The organism is Providencia sp. 2.29, assembly GCF_015832305.1.
In the GTDB taxonomy this organism is placed as follows: domain Bacteria; phylum Pseudomonadota; class Gammaproteobacteria; order Enterobacterales; family Enterobacteriaceae; genus Providencia; species Providencia stuartii.
Map to the genome: position 1 here is coordinate 1433592 of NZ_CP065420.1, position 16931 is coordinate 1450522.

At 40.0% G+C, this 16931-nt stretch carries 15 protein-coding genes; 10 read left to right on the top strand and 5 right to left on the bottom strand.

Features of this window, described 5'->3' with window-relative positions:
* The first annotated feature begins 83 nt into the window (after window positions 1-83).
* Window positions 84-917, top strand: coding sequence for a 5-deoxy-glucuronate isomerase (gene iolB / locus I3B46_RS06365; RefSeq protein WP_004922083.1), 834 nt, complete (start codon window positions 84-86; stop codon window positions 915-917).
* A 295-nt stretch (window positions 918-1212) separates the two neighbouring features.
* Entirely contained in the window at window positions 1213-2325 is a 1113-nt protein-coding gene (locus I3B46_RS06370) for a class II histone deacetylase (protein ID WP_014656437.1), read from the top strand.
* A 55-nt stretch (window positions 2326-2380) separates the two neighbouring features.
* Here the strand turns inward: I3B46_RS06370 and I3B46_RS06375 are convergent, their stop codons facing one another.
* Both I3B46_RS06375 and I3B46_RS06380 read right to left on the bottom strand, forming a co-directional pair.
* Window positions 2381-3022, bottom strand: a complete 642-nt coding sequence (locus I3B46_RS06375; RefSeq protein ID WP_036941222.1) for an NAD(P)-dependent oxidoreductase — start codon at window positions 3020-3022, stop codon at window positions 2381-2383.
* A 213-nt stretch (window positions 3023-3235) separates the two neighbouring features.
* On the bottom strand, window positions 3236-4204 hold the full coding sequence (locus tag I3B46_RS06380; RefSeq protein WP_004922072.1) for an FUSC family protein: 969 nt from the start codon (window positions 4202-4204) through the stop codon (window positions 3236-3238).
* Between the two features lie 207 nt (window positions 4205-4411).
* Here I3B46_RS06380 and I3B46_RS06385 point away from each other — a divergent pair, with 207 nt between their 5' ends.
* Window positions 4412-5029, top strand: coding sequence for a malonate decarboxylase holo-ACP synthase (locus I3B46_RS06385; RefSeq protein WP_004922067.1), 618 nt, complete (start codon window positions 4412-4414; stop codon window positions 5027-5029).
* 127 nt (window positions 5030-5156) lie between these two features.
* Here I3B46_RS06385 and I3B46_RS06390 read toward each other — a convergent pair whose 3' ends face one another.
* On the bottom strand, window positions 5157-5795 hold the full coding sequence (locus tag I3B46_RS06390) for a glutathione S-transferase family protein (RefSeq protein ID WP_014656435.1): 639 nt from the start codon (window positions 5793-5795) through the stop codon (window positions 5157-5159).
* A 406-nt stretch (window positions 5796-6201) separates the two neighbouring features.
* Between I3B46_RS06390 and I3B46_RS06395 the strand changes: the two genes are divergently transcribed.
* The 5 genes from I3B46_RS06395 to tehB all read left to right on the top strand — a co-directional run bounded on the left by I3B46_RS06395 (window position 6202) and on the right by tehB (window position 10800).
* A complete protein-coding gene (locus I3B46_RS06395; protein WP_004922061.1) occupies window positions 6202-6759 on the top strand; it encodes a cytochrome b in 558 nt (185 codons plus the stop codon).
* Window positions 6760-6773: 14 nt separating this feature from the next.
* Window positions 6774-7352: a YceI family protein gene (locus I3B46_RS06400; protein ID WP_014656434.1), complete on the top strand. Its 579-nt coding sequence runs from the start codon at window positions 6774-6776 to the stop codon at window positions 7350-7352.
* A 208-nt stretch (window positions 7353-7560) separates the two neighbouring features.
* A complete protein-coding gene (locus tag I3B46_RS06405) occupies window positions 7561-8370 on the top strand; it encodes a hypothetical protein (RefSeq protein ID WP_004922055.1) in 810 nt (269 codons plus the stop codon).
* 349 nt (window positions 8371-8719) lie between these two features.
* The gene (locus I3B46_RS06410; RefSeq protein ID WP_004922053.1) at window positions 8720-9799 is read left to right on the top strand and encodes a linear amide C-N hydrolase; all 1080 of its coding nucleotides are present in this window, start codon (window positions 8720-8722) and stop codon (window positions 9797-9799) included.
* A gap of 113 nt (window positions 9800-9912) precedes the next feature.
* Complete coding sequence (tehB, locus tag I3B46_RS06415) at window positions 9913-10800, top strand: SAM-dependent methyltransferase TehB (RefSeq protein ID WP_014656432.1); 888 nt, start codon at window positions 9913-9915, stop codon at window positions 10798-10800.
* A 59-nt stretch (window positions 10801-10859) separates the two neighbouring features.
* On the opposite strand, the gene clcA is transcribed toward tehB, so the two are convergent.
* Complete coding sequence (gene clcA / locus I3B46_RS06420) at window positions 10860-12260, bottom strand: H(+)/Cl(-) exchange transporter ClcA (RefSeq protein ID WP_104872874.1); 1401 nt, start codon at window positions 12258-12260, stop codon at window positions 10860-10862.
* 404 nt (window positions 12261-12664) lie between these two features.
* On the bottom strand, window positions 12665-13762 hold the full coding sequence (locus tag I3B46_RS06425; RefSeq protein WP_014656430.1) for a porin: 1098 nt from the start codon (window positions 13760-13762) through the stop codon (window positions 12665-12667).
* Between the two features lie 318 nt (window positions 13763-14080).
* Between I3B46_RS06425 and hcp the strand changes: the two genes are divergently transcribed.
* Window positions 14081-15733, top strand: a complete 1653-nt coding sequence (gene hcp, locus I3B46_RS06430) for a hydroxylamine reductase (RefSeq protein ID WP_014656429.1) — start codon at window positions 14081-14083, stop codon at window positions 15731-15733.
* A 46-nt stretch (window positions 15734-15779) separates the two neighbouring features.
* Window positions 15780-16784: an NADH oxidoreductase gene (hcr, locus tag I3B46_RS06435; RefSeq protein WP_060560862.1), complete on the top strand. Its 1005-nt coding sequence runs from the start codon at window positions 15780-15782 to the stop codon at window positions 16782-16784.
* Window positions 16785-16931: the final 147 nt, after the last annotated feature.

A 16931-nucleotide genomic window follows, 5' to 3' on the forward strand; every position in this document is an offset into this window, starting at 1 on the left:
CCCGATGAGTCGAGTGATATCGATGATTCGGGTAACTGAGCTTCCACAGCTTAAAGTATTTTTTAGAGGCCGAGGTAAGCGATATGTCTAAATTATTATCAAAGTATCATTCTCCAGATGCGCATAAGCGTACTCAGCATATTACGCCTGAAATCGCCAACTGGGGATATGTGCACTTTGATGTGTATGAACTCAAACAAGGTGAATCTATTTCCTTGCCGGCATCTGAGAATGAAGTTTGTCTAGTGTTGGTTGCAGGTAAAGCAACGGTGAAAACGCCGGGGCAAACATTCGAAAATATCGGCGACCGTATGGATCCTTTTGAGCGCAAAAAACCGTATGCAGTTTATGTGACAGCACAAGAAGCGGTTGAGGTGAAAGCAGAAACGGCGCTAGAGCTAGCAGTATGCCAAGCAAAAGGTAAAGGCACGTATCCGACACGCTTGATAGGGCCAGAAGACATTGATGCTGAGCAGCGTGGCCATGGTAATAACAAGCGTTATGTTCATAACATTCTACCTGATAATAAATCAGCAGATAGCTTACTGGTGGTTGAAGTCTTTACTGATGAAGGGTGCACAAGCTCTTACCCAAGTCACAAGCATGATACCGATAATGAACCCGCAGAAACTTATTTGGAAGAAACCTATTACCACCGTCTGAATCCATCTCAGGGTTTTTGTATGCAGCGTGTTTACACGGATGACCGTGAATTAGACGAGTGCATGGCGGTATATAATAAGGACGTCGTCATGGTGCCTAAAGGCTACCATCCAATGGCAACAATGGCGGGTTACGATAACTATTACTTAAATGTAATGGCTGGCCCGACACGTAAGTGGCTCTTTACGTGGGAAAAAGACCATAGTTGGATCAATAGTGAAACGTATGCCGCTAAACATCGTGATGAAAAGTAGTTATTAATACTCACAGACGGTTGTTTCTTGAATTAGTGAGAAACAGCCGAGGTTGTAGAGTACGTACCAAAACCAAACCAAAATCTGTTATCTATTGTTTGCCGGTAATTTATTACCGGCTTTTTTGTTTATTACGATATTAATAAGTTTACGAGGCCATTATTGCCAATAATAAACAGTATAAATGTGAAAAATTGAATTGTAATATCAGTCACATTATTAATATATTAATCTGTTCGTATGTTTCCATTGTGTTAATTTTGTGTAAACAAAAAACATGATGAGTGAGGTGTCAATGAAGCGTAAAACAGGTTTTTTCTTCGATGAACATTGTTTTTGGCATAGTACTGGCTTACATGCCACAACGTTACCCGTTGGCGGCTGGGTACAGCCTCCCGCTGGAGCTTCACATGCGGAATCACCGGAAACGAAAAGGCGGCTGAAAAGCCTAATGGATGTTTCTGGTTTAAGCCGCTCTCTGATTTTATCTTCCGCTGAGCCTGCAACTGAAGAGACATTACTTAAAATACATCCTCAAGAATATTTAACCCGTTTTAAACAAGTGAGTGATAATGGGGGAGGGCTGTTGGGCAAAGAAGCACCATTAGGCCCTGGAAGCTATGAGATTGCTAAATTATCTGTAGGATTGGCTTGTGCTGCTGTAGAGGCAGTACTCAAAGGCGAATTGGACAATGCTTATAGTCTTTCACGCCCGCCGGGTCACCACTGTTTACCGGATGAATCGATGGGATTTTGTTTCCTTGCGAATATCCCATTAGCGATCGAACGCGCTAAGACACTATTTAATATTGAGCGTATCGCTGTCATTGATTGGGATGTTCACCATGGCAATGGAACTCAACATATTTTTTGGGATCGCTCAGATGTTTTAACCATTTCAATACACCAAGATGGTTGTTTTCCTCCTGGGTACAGTGGGGAAGATGATATTGGTGGTGGAGATGGTACAGGGTATAACATAAATATTCCGCTACTCGCGGGAGCAGGGCACAACAGTTACATCTATGCGATGGAGCAGATAGTGATCCCTGCATTGGCACGTTTTAAGCCTGAATTGATTATTGTGGCGAGTGGTTATGATGCGAATGCTATGGACCCATTAGCCAGAATGCAACTGCATAGTGAGAGTTTTCGTGACATGACTCGTCTTGTGATGAATGCCGCGGATAGCTTGTGTGACGGTAAGTTAGTTATCGTTCATGAAGGTGGATATTCAGAGGCGTATGTGCCTTTCTGTGGACTTGCTGTTATAGAAGAGATGAGCGGTGTACGTACCGAAGTGGCTGACCCCTTATTGGATTTTATTAGGTTACAGCAACCAAGAGCGGAGTTTGAACATTTTCAGCAACAGTTACTGGATAAGCTGAAAAAGAAATTTGGCTTATAACCAAATAAGTTTAGGTTTGCTCCTCGTGATGTGAGTCAGGAGCAAACCCTGCTTTTTAATAAGCAGCTGTAAATTGTTTGCGAATAAATTGCGGCTTTTCTGCTTCATCAAGAATGGCAACCGCAAGATCTTCAACTGAAATTTTGGCAGGAACGTTACCGTTCATCAATAATTGGTTGCCTGCAAGCCGAAATGTTTGTGTGCGCTCACCTGATTCTAACACCGCGGCAGGAGAGACAAATGTCCAATCTAGCTCGGGGGTGTTTTGCAGTTGTTGTTTGAACTCTCTGACCGCTTGCGCTCCCGGTTTGATTTCAGCAGGGAAGTCAGGGGAATCGATTAATTCTAATCCAGGAGCGATTTCAAGACTCCCAGCACCCCCTACGACAATAAAGCGTTTAACGCCAGACTGTTTGACGGCCTGTAAAATAGCCTGATTGCCTGTCACTGTATCTTGATATAGGTTTGGGTTTTGCCAACCGCCATTAAAAGCACTGATTACAATATCCTGCCCTTTAAGGCGTGCTGTTAGCCAAGCAATATCAGTAACATCCCCTGAAGCGGTGACTAAATGAGCATGTTGCTGTAGTTGGTTACTATGGCGAGAAATGGCTGTCACTTGATGTTGGCGAAATAAGGCTTCATTCACGAGAACCTTGCCGACGAAACCCGTCGCTCCAATAATCGATATTTTCATCATTTTCCCCGCAAGTTATTAATAACATTAAGCTATAGTTAAATTTTATAGCTGCAATTGGATCAGATTTCCTACATCGCTCTATTTGAGTATATCTCAATGTGGAGAAGTATAGTGGTATTCCCTTAACCATTTACTGAACATTACGCGCAGTTTTCGGGGGAAATAATGGAAACGCCCTGAACACTCAGGGCATCTTAGCTAGACAGGTTGTTATTTGGCATCCCTAAACAGTTTTAAGATGATACTTGTGATAATGGCAATAACGCCACCTAATGCCGTTTCCAATACCCTATCAAATAGCAGTACATAGGCAGGGTGTCGCCAATAGATGACCTGTTCAAGCACGGAAAGGATCAAACTTGTCACGATAAAGGTCATAAAAGTATAACCATGATGGAAACTCATCGGCATTAAAAAGGCAAAAACCACAATAGCGGTAAGACCAATATAAGGCATCAAAGGGGTATTGAATAAAAAATAAAGTAAAATAACCGAGAGCAAACTACCCGCAACACGTTGTAGCGTTATATGAATAATACTTTGTGATTTTGGATGTAGAACAAACACAAATGTCAGTAGCGTCCAATAAAAATGGCCGAGCTCCAACATCCGAGGGATCGCTAACGAAAGTGATAAACCAATAGCATAAGTCATCGACCGAGGAATAATGTATTTGCGTAGCGTAAATAAATTTTGTTCGACGAGGCTACCAGTAAGGATAATATGGCGATGCATCTTCTTACTTAGCAGGTAACAGGTCATTAGGGTGACGCTGCTCCCAATTAAAAAACCCAGTGCAAGGCTCTTTGATATATCCGGTAGAACCGTTCCAATGGTTGACATGATAATCATAAATTTCATCGTCAAATCCATAACGGGATCGGTTCCATAGAGTTGATAATAAATAAAAGAGAAAATAGCTAGGTAAACATAAAAGCTGGTGCCTAACCGTAAGGTATCCCCAATAAAAATGGCGAGCATGATCATGGCTAACCAAAAAGCCGTATAGAAATAGTTTTTATACTCTTTAGCGGCGTTAAAAAGGTTAAAGGCATATAGTGTTGAGAAAGCGGCCCACATAGAAGCTTGCACATCCATAATGGCGAAAGCAACTGCTGCACTTAATAGCATACAGCCACTAAACATAAGACCGTCATTAATCGCTGGTATTTTCCTCATAAAAAGATGCTCACAAATTGCGGTGTAAGTTATTATTTATTAAAGTAAATTTATACTATCATAAATATCAGCCAAAGGTCTGTACTCAATCAATTAGAATGAAAATAGACACAAAATGCCAAATTCCATCTAACGGTATTTTTTGCCATCTAAAAATTGCATAATAATCTAAGAGCATGTCATTAGAATTAAAATAAGGAATCTGTAATGCAAGTGAATCCCCATGATTTTGTCTGGATCAGCAGCCTTGATGATTTACCCGTGGAATCACTGCCGGAATGGGTTATTTCTCAATGGAATAAGCAATTGCCATTGGTCGTGCGCCGAGAAGCAACGGATGAAAATAAACTTTCAGTGGGTATTCGAGGGATCAAACCGGGACAGCGTGTTATTACTCAAATAGATAAGTCAGCAATTACTCATATTATGAATGTAGAGTCTCTCGTTTCTAACTCACGAGAATTACAGCGCTCTATGTTTATCGCATTACCGCCAGTACAAGTATTATTATTACTTTCACAGCATAATTGGCCATGGAAATGGGCGGTGACAGGGAGCTGTGCCTATACATTAGTGACCGATATTCAAAGTATGCTCGCAGATTGTGATTTGGATGTTTTGATCCGTTGCCCTACACGCCACAAAAAAGAAGACTTTGCGGAGTTTGCCATTAAAGCGAATACGCCTTTATGCCGCATTGATATACATGTTGAGACACCAAAAGGTGGTTTCTCTTTGGCAGAATGGTTTAAAAACGAAAAAGTCACGCTTCATACGCCGAATGGCGATGTCATGACAGCAGATCCATGGGATGAAAACCTGTAATTGATGGTGTTACAACCGATATTTGCGGGCGATTTAGCCATATTGAACAAAAATTAGTTTTGATGCTCGTACAGATGATTTTTTTATAAACAATCGGTTAAGTTGGGCTGCAAACAGCCCAATCGTATTAGATATGTTCAACGCTTGGCTCTTCAAGCCCTGCTCGATACCATTCCTGCATTGCCGGTAACGCTAGCATGCGGTCAACCCATTGTTGAGCGGCATTACTCATAGGGAGTTGATAACTACGGATCCTAAAGGCGACAGGGGCGTAAAAAGCATCCACCGCCGTAAATTGATTCCCTGCTAGCCATGGTCCACCAAAGGTCGTAAAGCCTTCTTGCCATAACTGTTGAAGCCGATTAAGGTCGGCTTGTAATTCTCGAGAAAGTTTTTCTAATGGAGCTTGGTGAGTCAGATTCATCGGGCATGTTTGGCGAAGCGCCGTGAATCCAGAGTGCATTTCTGCACTAGCGCAGCGAGCCCATGCACGTGCTTGTTTATCAGCAGGCCATACTTGAGGGAACGCTTCATAGAGATACTCACAAATCGCCAGCGAATCCCAGATCGTTTGCTTCCCATCGACTAAGCAAGGAACAAGACCAGTGGGCGAGAAATTTTTAAACTTATCGTGGCTACTTTTCCCTCTACCAGTTTCAAAATAACAGAGGTTTTCATCGAAAGGGATACCGAGCGTTTTGAGCAAAACCCAAGGGCGTAGTGACCACGAAGAGTAATTTTTATTAGCAATCCAAAGTTTGTACATAGTATGACCACCCTATATCGGTAGAATAATGAGAGGGAAGATAGTGGCTAACAAGCACATTTAATTTAAGTGTTTTATGGACAATGACAACGATTTATTAGACAGAATACAAAATTAGGTTATATTTTTTTTATATAAGTTATAACGAAAATTATAGTTGCAATAAGAGTAATAAAAATAAATGGTTTCTTTTATTTACATAAACTGAAGATAATTTTATTTACATTAAATGATTGGCACTAGACAAATTGAAATTTATTGAAAAAACGATAATGTTGATAGTATTTGAATATGTTCAACAAAATATTTGTTTAAGTTAGGGATAGGAATAATTTAAAAATCCCCTTATGATTACGGCAGGTTATTAAAACAAATGATTACCTTTTAATTTATAAGGCTATTTATCATGCAATGGAAAAATAGTGCCACTCGTTATGGGCATATATCACTGCTCATACATTGGTTAGTTGCGATTGTTGTATATGGAATGTTCGCACTGGGTTTATGGATGGTGACCCTTGGTTACTATGATAGTTGGTATCATCAAGCACCCGAAATTCATAAAAGTATAGGTATTTTATTATTTATTGTTATGGCATTTCGTGTGATTTGGCGGTTTATTTCTCCGTCACCTAAACCGCTTGAGAGTTATAGTCGTTTAACCAAAATAAGTTCAGCGATCGCACAAATATTAATTTATGTGATTTTATTTAGTATTTTGATCAGTGGTTATTTAATCTCAACTGCTGATGGCCAACCCATCAGTGTTTTTGGTTGGTTTGAAGTACCCGCTTTATTTACTGGTGCAGCAACACAAGCAGATACAGCAGGGGATATTCATCTTTATCTTGCTTGGGCAGTTGTTTTGCTATCACTTTTACATGCCTTTGCAGCATTTAAACATCACTTCTTTGATGGTGATATTACTTTAAAAAGAATGTTGGGTTTTAATCCCGATAAATAAACGTGGAGAAAGATATGTTTAAGAAAACGGTTCTTGGTCTGGCAACTGGAGCATTATTTTTAACAGCAGGTTCTGCATTAGCTGAAACCTATAAATTTGATAAGCAAGGTCAACACGCATTTATCGAATTCCGTATCCAACATTTGGGTTATAGCTGGGTTTATGGCAGCTTTAAAGACTTTGATGGTAGCTTTACCTACGATGCAAAAGATCCTGCAAAAGACAAAGTCGAGGTGACAATTAAAACGGGTAGCATCGATACTAACCATGCTGAACGTGATAAGCACCTACGTAGTGGCGATTTCTTGAATGCGGCGAAGTACCCAGAAGCGAAATTTGTCTCTACTGACGTGAAAAAAGAGGGTGAAAATTACAAAATTACAGGTGATTTCACACTCAATGGTGTCACTAAACCTATCACTTTAGATGCTAAATTGATGGGTGAAGGTAAAGACCCTTGGGGTGGATACCGTGCTGGTTTTGAAGCACAAGGGAATATTAAACTGAAAGATTTTAACATCAAATCAGACTTAGGTCCTAAATCTCAAGAAGTTGAGTTGTTAATTTCAGTTGAAGGCGTGCAAGAGAAGTAATGATTCTTTAGCCTAAAATGCCCTCAATGCGACCCGCGCATTGGGGGCAATATATTTGGATTTTTAATTTCCCTTTTTCCTATAGCTTAATGACTTTGTAACAGGGTAGAATACATTAAAAATCAAATGGCTTGATCGTAAGTGCTTATTTAGGATAAGTCAGTTGAGGCGATTTATTAGTCAGGCATTGTTATAAAGGTATAGGCTCTTGGAGACAAATAATTCACGTAAAACAGCACTGATTGTTGTTGTTATTTTTATCGCGTTTGCACTCGGTTTTTATTGGTTGGGCAAAGATAACAATACATTATCAACACAAGCAGAGGCTGAAGTTCAATCAAGCTCTTTAGAGGCACCATTAAGCGTTGCTCAGATAGAGGCATTATCTGATATCGAAAAAGATATGCCGGTTATTAAAACGATAAAAAAAATCAATCCTGATGTTTATCAAGCCATAGAAAATATTGTTCGTGATTACGATCCTTCTAATGAACTACTGAGCCGACATATGTTTGATCAGATAGTGGGTAGTGTCATGAAGCTCGTGACTGAACGTATCCCTTATGCTTCGGATGAATCCATCATTAATTTTACCAGCAAAGTGAACGATTATTTAAATGTGCTGTTGGAAGCAGACCCGTCAGGAAAAACCTGTTTCTATTCACTGTTCCCATATTTGCGTGATTCAGCGGCGATTATGCCACCACAAAAAAGTCATTCGGTCCTCCTTAAACAATTAGAGGCAACCAATGAATTACTGATTTCCAGTGAAGCTGGCGTTAAACAGCCGACATTGTCGAATGAAGAAAAAAACACAATTCTGACGAATATTCAGGCTAAATTAACTGCAAAATATGGTAAGAAAACCTCATTACTAGGGGATTTAGAAAAAGCTAAGCAGCAACCGGCCGTCACTTGCCGTATTACAATGAGTTTTTACGATCACATTTTGGCGATGCCAGATAGCCAGAAAAAAGCGGCCTTTTTACGCTCTCTATTCGCTGGCACGAATCAATAATCAGTGACGCAATATCCCATCTTAAAATGATGGGATATTGCTTCATCATGTTATTTCCCTGCCAAATATGACGGTTTAATAGACAAAGTCGAATATATCCTCACATTAATGAATGTATTTTTTGAAGCTAAATAGCCTTTAATTGTTATTGAATGTTTCAAAAGGTTGATTCGTCCTGCGCATAGCTCATAATTCTTCTATACTTTTATCATCAAATTATATTTTCAATTTTATGATGAATATGAACATGTTAATTGAGCCAAGTTGATACATTTTATTTATTCAGTCCATCACTGTTTGACGATGTGTAAAGTCTATTGGCGGTAACTCTTTGTTTCTAGGAGGTCAGATGTCGTTTGTTAAGAAAAGCATGGTTGCACTACTCACCGCGGCCGCAGTTTATGTTCCCTCAGTTGTCACTCAAGCATGTACGCGCGTCGTGTATTTAGGTGAAGATCAGCAAACCATGACAGCGAGGACGATGGACTGGAAATATGATATTGGGACTAATTTATGGATATTTCCGCGAGGAATGAAGAGAGAGGGTATCGCTGGGCCTAACTCCCTAAAATGGACGTCAAAATACGGTAGTGTGATTGCATCAGGCTATGATATTTCAACGACCGATGGGGTGAATGAAAAAGGTTTAGTGGCTAATTTATTATGGCTTGCAGAATCACAATACCCGCCAGCGAATGATAAGCAGCCAGCGCTCTCTATCTCATTATGGGCCCAATATATGCTTGATAACTTTGCGACGGTGGCTGAAGCGGTAGAAGCATTAGAGAAAACACCGTTATTGGTTATGACCGATAACGTACCCGGGCAAGACCGCTTAGCCACTTTGCATTTATCATTGTCAGATGCGAGTGGTGATAGTGCGATTGTTGAATACATTAATGGTAAGCAAGTTATTCACCACAGTCGCCAATATCAAGTCATGACAAATTCACCTATTTATGAAAAGCAATTAGCTATGCAAGAATATTGGCAAGGAATAGGTGGTACGGTTATGTTGCCGGGCACAAACCGCTCAGCGGATCGGTTTGCACGTGCACAATTTTATATTAATGCTATCCCACAACAGACAACACCAAATAAAGCTGTTGCCAGTGTGTTCGGCGTTATTCGTAATGTGTCTGTTCCTTATGGATTAACCACAGAAAACTCACCTGAAATTTCCTCGACTCGTTGGCGGACTCTAGTTGATCATAAACGTCAACTCTATTTCTTCGAATCCGCTCTAACCCCAAATATCTTTTGGACTAACCTTAAGAAGATTGATTTCTCTGCTGAAACGGGCAAGGTGAAAAAACTGACCCTCGGTGCTGAGCAGAGTCATATTTTTTCTGGCGATGCGACCAATGAGTATGTAGAGAGTGAGCCTTTTGAGTTTTTAGGTTTATCAGCAAAACAACTGGGTTATTAATCTTCCGCTATCAACCTTCTGGTTTTCCAGAAGGTTGATTCTGATCAAGCTACCAAACATCATCTTATGAAACCTTTGCAGGTCGATTAATAAAGTTATAAGATGTATTTAATATGCAACTTAAAGGTGATGATATGAGCGAGTTAGTTTGTTATAAGACTATGCCTGTGTGGGATAAAGCCTCTCTTCCTCTGATGTTTCAAGAGCGCCATAACACGAAAGAAGATACCTATGCACAACTTCGAGTACTAAAAGGATCACTCGATTTTGTTATTTTTTCAGAAGACGGTAGCGAGCAAAAATTTACATTTGATATTAATAACCAACCACCGATTATTGAGCCTCAAGTTTGGCATCGAATTTCGGATTGCAGCGATGATATGCAGTGCCAACTCTCCTTTTTATGTCATCCCGATATCAAATTCTATAAAGAATATGGCTTAACTATCCCACATTCGGAAGTGAGATTTTTGTGTGAAAATAACCTGTCTCAGCCATGTAAAACGTTAGATTTAGGATCAGGACGTGGACGCAATAGCTTCTATCTTGCATTGCAAGGTTATGACGTGACAGCGGTAGATATTAACCCACAACATATTCAGGCCATTGAATTTGTCAAAAAACAAGCTGGTATAGAGAATATTAAAACTGCGATTTATGATATTAATAGCCATCAAATCAAAGACGATTATGATTTAATCATCTCTACCGTTGTATTAATGTTTTTGCAGCGTGAACGTATTGCGGATGTTATTGCTAACATGCAAGCACACACATTACCGGGTGGTATTAATGTGATCGTATGTGCTGCTGAAACGCCAGATGCTCCTTTAGATTTGATCCCATTCAAATGCTTTCTCAAAGCAGGGGAGTTGCATGAATATTACAAAGACTGGGAGATTTTAAAATATAATGAAAATCCTGGTCATCTGCATAGAACGGATGCGCAAGGTAACCGTATAAAACTTAATTTTGCGACATTAATTGCCAAAAAGCGGTAGTGTTTGATTAGGTTAAGACAATTGCGGGATGCGTAAAACATCCCGCTGGTTGATTAAGCTTAGCTCGCCGCTTTGGTTTGCTCTGCTGATTTTTCTTGCGCACTTCTTTGCAATGTTCTTTCTAATAAAACCGAGTAAAGTGGTCTACCACCTAAAAATTGCGCTACCATGGTCGCGCCTAGACAGGTAATAATCATAGGTAAAATAAGTTGGTAGTTACTGGTCATTTCGAGTACTAACACTAACCCCGTTAGCGGCGCTCTGACTGTCGCGGCAAATAAAGCGCCCATACCCGCAATAGCAAAAGTGCCCACTTCAATGTGGTAATCCGGAAAAAGCTCTAACACGCAGTAACCGTAAATGCCACCGAAAAGCGTACCTAAAGCGAGTAGTGGAGAGAAAATACCACCGGGGGCACCAGAGCTAAAGCTGATAGTGGATGTGAGGAAGCGTAGGGCAAAAAACAGTATTAAGACCGATACAGTAAAACTTCCTGCTACCATTTGGTGGATCATAGAAAAACCGCCTCCAACAACTTCAGGAGTATAAACACCAATAGCACCACAGCATCCACCGATTAGGCCTCCCATTAATACAAAACGAGAAACTTTATTTTGATAAAATGCGAGGAATTTCGTTTGTAGATAAAGCAAAAAGCGGTTAAAGCAAATACCAATCACCCCAAATAGCATTCCTAAAATTAAATAAAGCCATAATGTATTTAAGGGGGCAGATGAAAATTGTCCAATATTTAAGATGGCGGCTTGACCACTGATTAATTGGTAGACAATGGTAGAGGTAATTGAACCAATAAACACCGCTTTTATGGATATTAAGCTATATTTAAACTGTGGACGCATCTCTTCAATAATAAATAAGATACCTGCCAGTGGGGCATTGAACGCCGTTGATAGCCCCGCTGCTGCACCCGCAGCTAATAACGTATGACGTGATTCATTATCTTTAATACGAAAAATATCATAAAACATTTGGCTGATATTGGCGCCGAGCTGTACTGTTGGGCCTTCGCGGCCTAGCACCATTCCAGAGCCTAATGCACCTAATCCACCAAAAAATTTAACGGGGATAACGCGCCACCATCGTACAGGGCGTAGGTCTTGTAATGCGCCTTCAATTTCAGGTATCCCTGATCCCCCTGACTCTGGTGAGATTTTCTTGACGAGATAATAGCCTATCATCGCTAATATTGCAGATACTGCAAACATAGCAGGAATAAGTAGCCATTTGTCGGTAATAAGTTCATTAACAGAACTGCTTCGATAGTTGCTCACCCATGTTGTGCCTAGTTCAAATAAGGTTCCCACCAAGCCAACAAATGCACCAATGACCGCGGATAAAAGCAATATGCCAAATGGGGTCTTATTAGATTCTTTTAATCGTCTGAGTATTCCGAAACGATATTTCATTGCGGATTGACTCATTGAACTTTGTTCAGACATCTTTTTATGACTCTCTATTAGTGATGTATAGCAACTTATTGTAATTTTAGTATGACAAGCAGTATGTCAAACCATACCACAATTTTATTGTCAGGTATTTTATTTAATAAACAAAGCAAATAAAACGTAAGACTTTACTTTTTTTAATTATTGGAATATGACGTTATTTAATTAAAGTGAAATTAATAAGTCATAAATGTGTAATCATTTATAATATCTGTATAAAGTAAGCTAGTTTAAGTAAATAATAAGGGATATGCGCTAAAGTTTATTAGATTTGTTAATAAAATAATCGGTAAGTTAATATTTAAGTCGGGGAATGACAGGACGTTTGGGGATAATTGCGTATGATGGAATTCACCCCACTATGAAAACCATAATGGGGGTGAATTACTTAAATAGATTTAAAATTGGTAAATTAAACCTAAGCCAAGCACATTGTCTGTATTGATACCATAGTCATCGGTGAATTGGTTATCTTTTAATAAATTGATTTTGTAATCAATGACAGCGGCCATATTCTTGTTGAAATCGTAGGATGCACCAACTGCAATATACTTCACTAAGTCTTTATTGCCATAATTACCTAGGTTTTTACCTTTAGATTGGTTATAGCCAATGGAGGGTGTCAGGCCAAAATCGAACGAATACAATGCAACTAGTTCAAGATTTTCTGTTTTGTTGGCAATCGCCTCAGCGTCATCATCGCCAAATCGGGTTGTGTTGAGTGTTTGCCCATACATCGCGGCTAAATATAACTCATCAAGTTCTAATTTACTGCCAAGGTTCCAAGCTTCGGCGCGTTTTCCTGTTGCTCCCGTTTTAATATTATTCTGGCTTGGCGTACGCGATGAATTTGAATAACCGCCACCAATTGAGAGACCCCAACCTAATTCATAAGCGGTAGAAAAACCGTAGCCATCACCATTGTTATCTAATGCGCTTGAGCCGGTTGATTTATTTTGATCGCCATTTTTACCTTGGTACTGTAGAGCGAAGCTTAAACCATCAATATAACCAAAACCATTGTTATTACGATAAGTTAGTAAATTGCGGTTACGGCCCATCATGAAGGTATCTTCTTGATCCATGGTATCAGCACCCCAAAGTGGCAATACGTCTGTCCAAGCATTGGTATCATAAATCACACCATAATTACGACCGTAATCAAGTGAGCCGTAGTCTGCAAATTTTAATCCAGCGTACGCTAAACGATTTTGGTTATCATTACTGGTTTCCGCTTTATTGGTCGACGTTTCCCACTCAAAACGACCAAAACCAATTAACTGGTCTGTAATTTGCGTGTCACCTTTAAACCCTAAACGGACTCGTGAATCATCCCCATCTTCCCCGCTTTTTGCATCGGCAAAATAGTGGCGAACATCAATTTGACCGTAAACATCCAGTTTATTGCCATCTTTGTTATAAACCTCAGCAGCATTGGTAACACCCGCCGCGAATAATGTGCAGATAGTCACTGCAAGAATAGTCTTTTTCTTCATAAAAAATCCTTTAAGCCATTTACTAACTAAGTGAAATCTTTTTGTACCTAACAAATTAAGCGCGGGTATTATCAAGTTAACAAATCAAATTTAGCAAGTACTAATTCGAGCAAAAATGAAACTATTTATCTTAAGGATACTGTCATAAGGCTAATTTTCCTTATTTTATTAGTGAGATAGATGCAAATAGTTCTCATTTACTAAAAACATTAATATAGATCAATAAAGCATCAGATAAGCTTTAAATCCGCTTTCTTATTATCGAAAAAGGTTTAATCTTAATGTTGTATTCAAAATGCAACTTATGAGGCAATGAACATGTACTGTGTGCAATGTGAACAAACAATTAGAACTCCAGCTGGCAATGGCTGTGCATACGCGCAGGGTATGTGCGGTAAAACGGCGGAAACGTCTGACCTGCAAGATTTATTAGTGGCTGTACTACAAAGTCTGTCGGCGAGTGCAGTTACGGCCCGTGAATTGGGAATTATTGACCACGATGTCGATAGCTTTGCTCCTCGAGCTTTTTTCTCAACACTGACAAACGTTAACTTTGATTCAGAGCGTATTATTGGCTATGCACGTGAAGCGATTTATCTGCGTGATAAATTAATCAAGCAATGCCAAGCTAAAAATAGTGCCATTGTGTTTAATCACCCCCTGATTAATATCCAATTAAATGGTAACGATATTGCGACCTTGCAAAAACAAGCCGAAGCGTTCGCACTTGATATTGATAAAGCACAAGTGGGTGATGATATTCATGGCTTACGCATGCTTTGCTTATATGGGCTAAAAGGTGCTGCCGCTTATATGGAGCATGCTCATGTATTGGGCCAATATGATAATGAGATTTATCGTCAATATCATCAAATCATGGCGTGGCTCGGTACATTACCAGCGGATATGAATGAACTGCTTGATAACGCGATGGCGATTGGCCAAATGAATTTCAAAGTCATGGAAATTCTAGATGCAGGTGAAACAGGGGAGTTTGGTCACCCTGTGCCAACAGAGGTCAATGTTCGCCCTGTTGCTGGTAAATGTATTCTTATTTCAGGCCATGACCTGAAAGATTTGAAAATGTTGTTAGAACAAACGGAAGGAACGGGGATTAATATTTATACTCACGGTGAGATGTTACCTGCTCACGGTTACCCTGAACTTAAAAAATATTCACACCTTGTTGGTAACTATGGTAGTGGTTGGCAAAATCAGCAAACGGAATTCGCGAAATTTCCGGGTCCTGTGCTGATGACTTCAAACTGTATTATCGACCCTGATGTCGGTCAGTATAAAGATCGTATTTGGACTCGCAGTATCGTGGGTTGGCCTGGAGCGAAACATTTAACGGGAGATGATTTTTCTGAAATGATCAATCAAGCTCTATCAATGAATGGCTTCCCATATACAGAAATTGAACACAAAATTACGGTTGGTTTTGGTCGTCAAACATTATTGAGTGCCGCTGATACCGTAATTGATTTAGTTTCACAGAAAAAATTACGTCACGTATTTTTAGTAGGGGGTTGTGATGGTAGCCGTGGTGAGCGTAGTTATTATACGGATTTCGCTCGCAGTGTACCGGAAGACTGCTTAATTCTCACGTTGGCATGCGGTAAATATCGTTTCAATAAATTAGACTTTGGTACATTGGAAGGCTTGCCTCGTCTACTAGATGTGGGTCAGTGTAATGATGCTTATTCAGCAATCATGCTTGCAGTGAACTTAGCCGAAAAATTAGGTTGTGGCGTTAATGATTTACCATTGAGCTTGATTCTGTCTTGGTTTGAACAAAAAGCGATTGTTATTTTACTGACGCTGTTGTCGCTGGGCGTTAAAAATATTTATACCGGCCCAACAGCACCTGGTTTCTTAACTGAAAACTTATTAAATGTGCTGAACGAAAAATTTGGTATGCGTAGCATTACAACAGTTGAACAAGATCTAGCTGAAATTCTGCCTGCTTAATATTAAGAGTGAAGGGGGGATATTTCCCCCCAATTGGAGTGATAGGATGACAATGCCGAGTAGTTTATGTCCAAATAGAATGCAAATACATTCTATTCATCAAGAAACCTCCGATGTATGGACGATTAATTTAATCAATCACGACTTTTATACATATTCACCCGGTCAATATGCACTTGTTAGTATTAAAAACAGCGATGAAATCATGAGAGCTTATACGATTTCATCGACACCTGGGCAAAGCCGTTTTATCACGATTACGGTAAGACGCTTAGAACAAGGCACAGGATCATGCTGGTTAACGGGGGCAGTAAAACCCGGTGATTATCTCTGGCTTTCTGACGCTCAGGGGGAGTTTACCTGTGCAGAGCTCAATAGTAACCAATATCTGATGTTAGCCGCTGGCTGTGGTGTGACGCCAATTATGTCGATGGTGCGTTGGTTGATGGCTAATCGGCCTCAGGCGGATGTCAAAGTTTTGTTTAACGTGCGTGATAGCCAACAAGTCATTTTTGCGGATGAATGGGATCGGTTGATTGAGCGATATCCATCTCGATTACAACTGTGCATTATGGCGGAAACGCCAGATAATGGTGGCGTCGCAGAAGGGCGATTAACCCTTGAGAAACTTTCTGCCTTGGTGCCGGATATTAGCGCTAGAGTGGTCATGACTTGTGGGCCTACACCTTATATGAAGAATGCTCAGCAATTCGCTAAAAGCCTAGGTGTACCTGCTGATCATTTCTTTATGGAACGTTTTTCGCTAGAGCCGGAGCCGGTTGAAAGTGAAGACGTAGTGACATTAAAAATACGCCACCGTTTGGTCGATTTTAAAGTTCCTGTCGGAACGTCGTTGCTGTCGGCTTTAGAACAAAATAAACAGCCAGTCATTGCGGCTTGCCGTGCTGGTGTTTGTGGTAGCTGTAAAACAAAAGTACTCTCAGGCAATTATACGACGAGCAGTACCATGACATTGACAGAAGAAGAGATTGCGGCCGGTTATGTCTTGGCTTGTAGCTGCCAATTACAAGGTGATACAGAAATAGCGTAAGTGACCTCATCAATGAACTGTCTCATTATAGTGGCTAAGTAATGAGACAGTGACCTATGTATTATTTATTAAACAAAAATACGTAATTGGTTGTAAGTTATTATATAATAAAAGGTAACTGAATATCGATATAACACATTAAACGAG

Bases quoted from the DNA above. Each gene is read 5' to 3' on its own strand.
- iolB (WP_004922083.1), top strand. From the start codon at position 84: ATGTCTAAATTATTATCAAAGTATCATTCTCCAGATGCGCATAAGCGT.
- I3B46_RS06370 (WP_014656437.1), top strand. From the start codon at position 1,213: ATGAAGCGTAAAACAGGTTTTTTCTTCGATGAACATTGTTTTTGGCAT.
- I3B46_RS06375 (WP_036941222.1), bottom strand. From the start codon at position 3,022: ATGAAAATATCGATTATTGGAGCGACGGGTTTCGTCGGCAAGGTTCTC.
- I3B46_RS06380 (WP_004922072.1), bottom strand. From the start codon at position 4,204: ATGAGGAAAATACCAGCGATTAATGACGGTCTTATGTTTAGTGGCTGT.
- I3B46_RS06385 (WP_004922067.1), top strand. From the start codon at position 4,412: ATGCAAGTGAATCCCCATGATTTTGTCTGGATCAGCAGCCTTGATGAT.
- I3B46_RS06390 (WP_014656435.1), bottom strand. From the start codon at position 5,795: ATGTACAAACTTTGGATTGCTAATAAAAATTACTCTTCGTGGTCACTA.
- I3B46_RS06395 (WP_004922061.1), top strand. From the start codon at position 6,202: ATGCAATGGAAAAATAGTGCCACTCGTTATGGGCATATATCACTGCTC.
- I3B46_RS06400 (WP_014656434.1), top strand. From the start codon at position 6,774: ATGTTTAAGAAAACGGTTCTTGGTCTGGCAACTGGAGCATTATTTTTA.
- I3B46_RS06410 (WP_004922053.1), top strand. From the start codon at position 8,720: ATGTCGTTTGTTAAGAAAAGCATGGTTGCACTACTCACCGCGGCCGCA.
- tehB (WP_014656432.1), top strand. From the start codon at position 9,913: ATGCAACTTAAAGGTGATGATATGAGCGAGTTAGTTTGTTATAAGACT.
- clcA (WP_104872874.1), bottom strand. From the start codon at position 12,260: ATGTCTGAACAAAGTTCAATGAGTCAATCCGCAATGAAATATCGTTTC.
- I3B46_RS06425 (WP_014656430.1), bottom strand. From the start codon at position 13,762: ATGAAGAAAAAGACTATTCTTGCAGTGACTATCTGCACATTATTCGCG.
- hcp (WP_014656429.1), top strand. From the start codon at position 14,081: ATGTACTGTGTGCAATGTGAACAAACAATTAGAACTCCAGCTGGCAAT.
- hcr (WP_060560862.1), top strand. From the start codon at position 15,780: ATGACAATGCCGAGTAGTTTATGTCCAAATAGAATGCAAATACATTCT.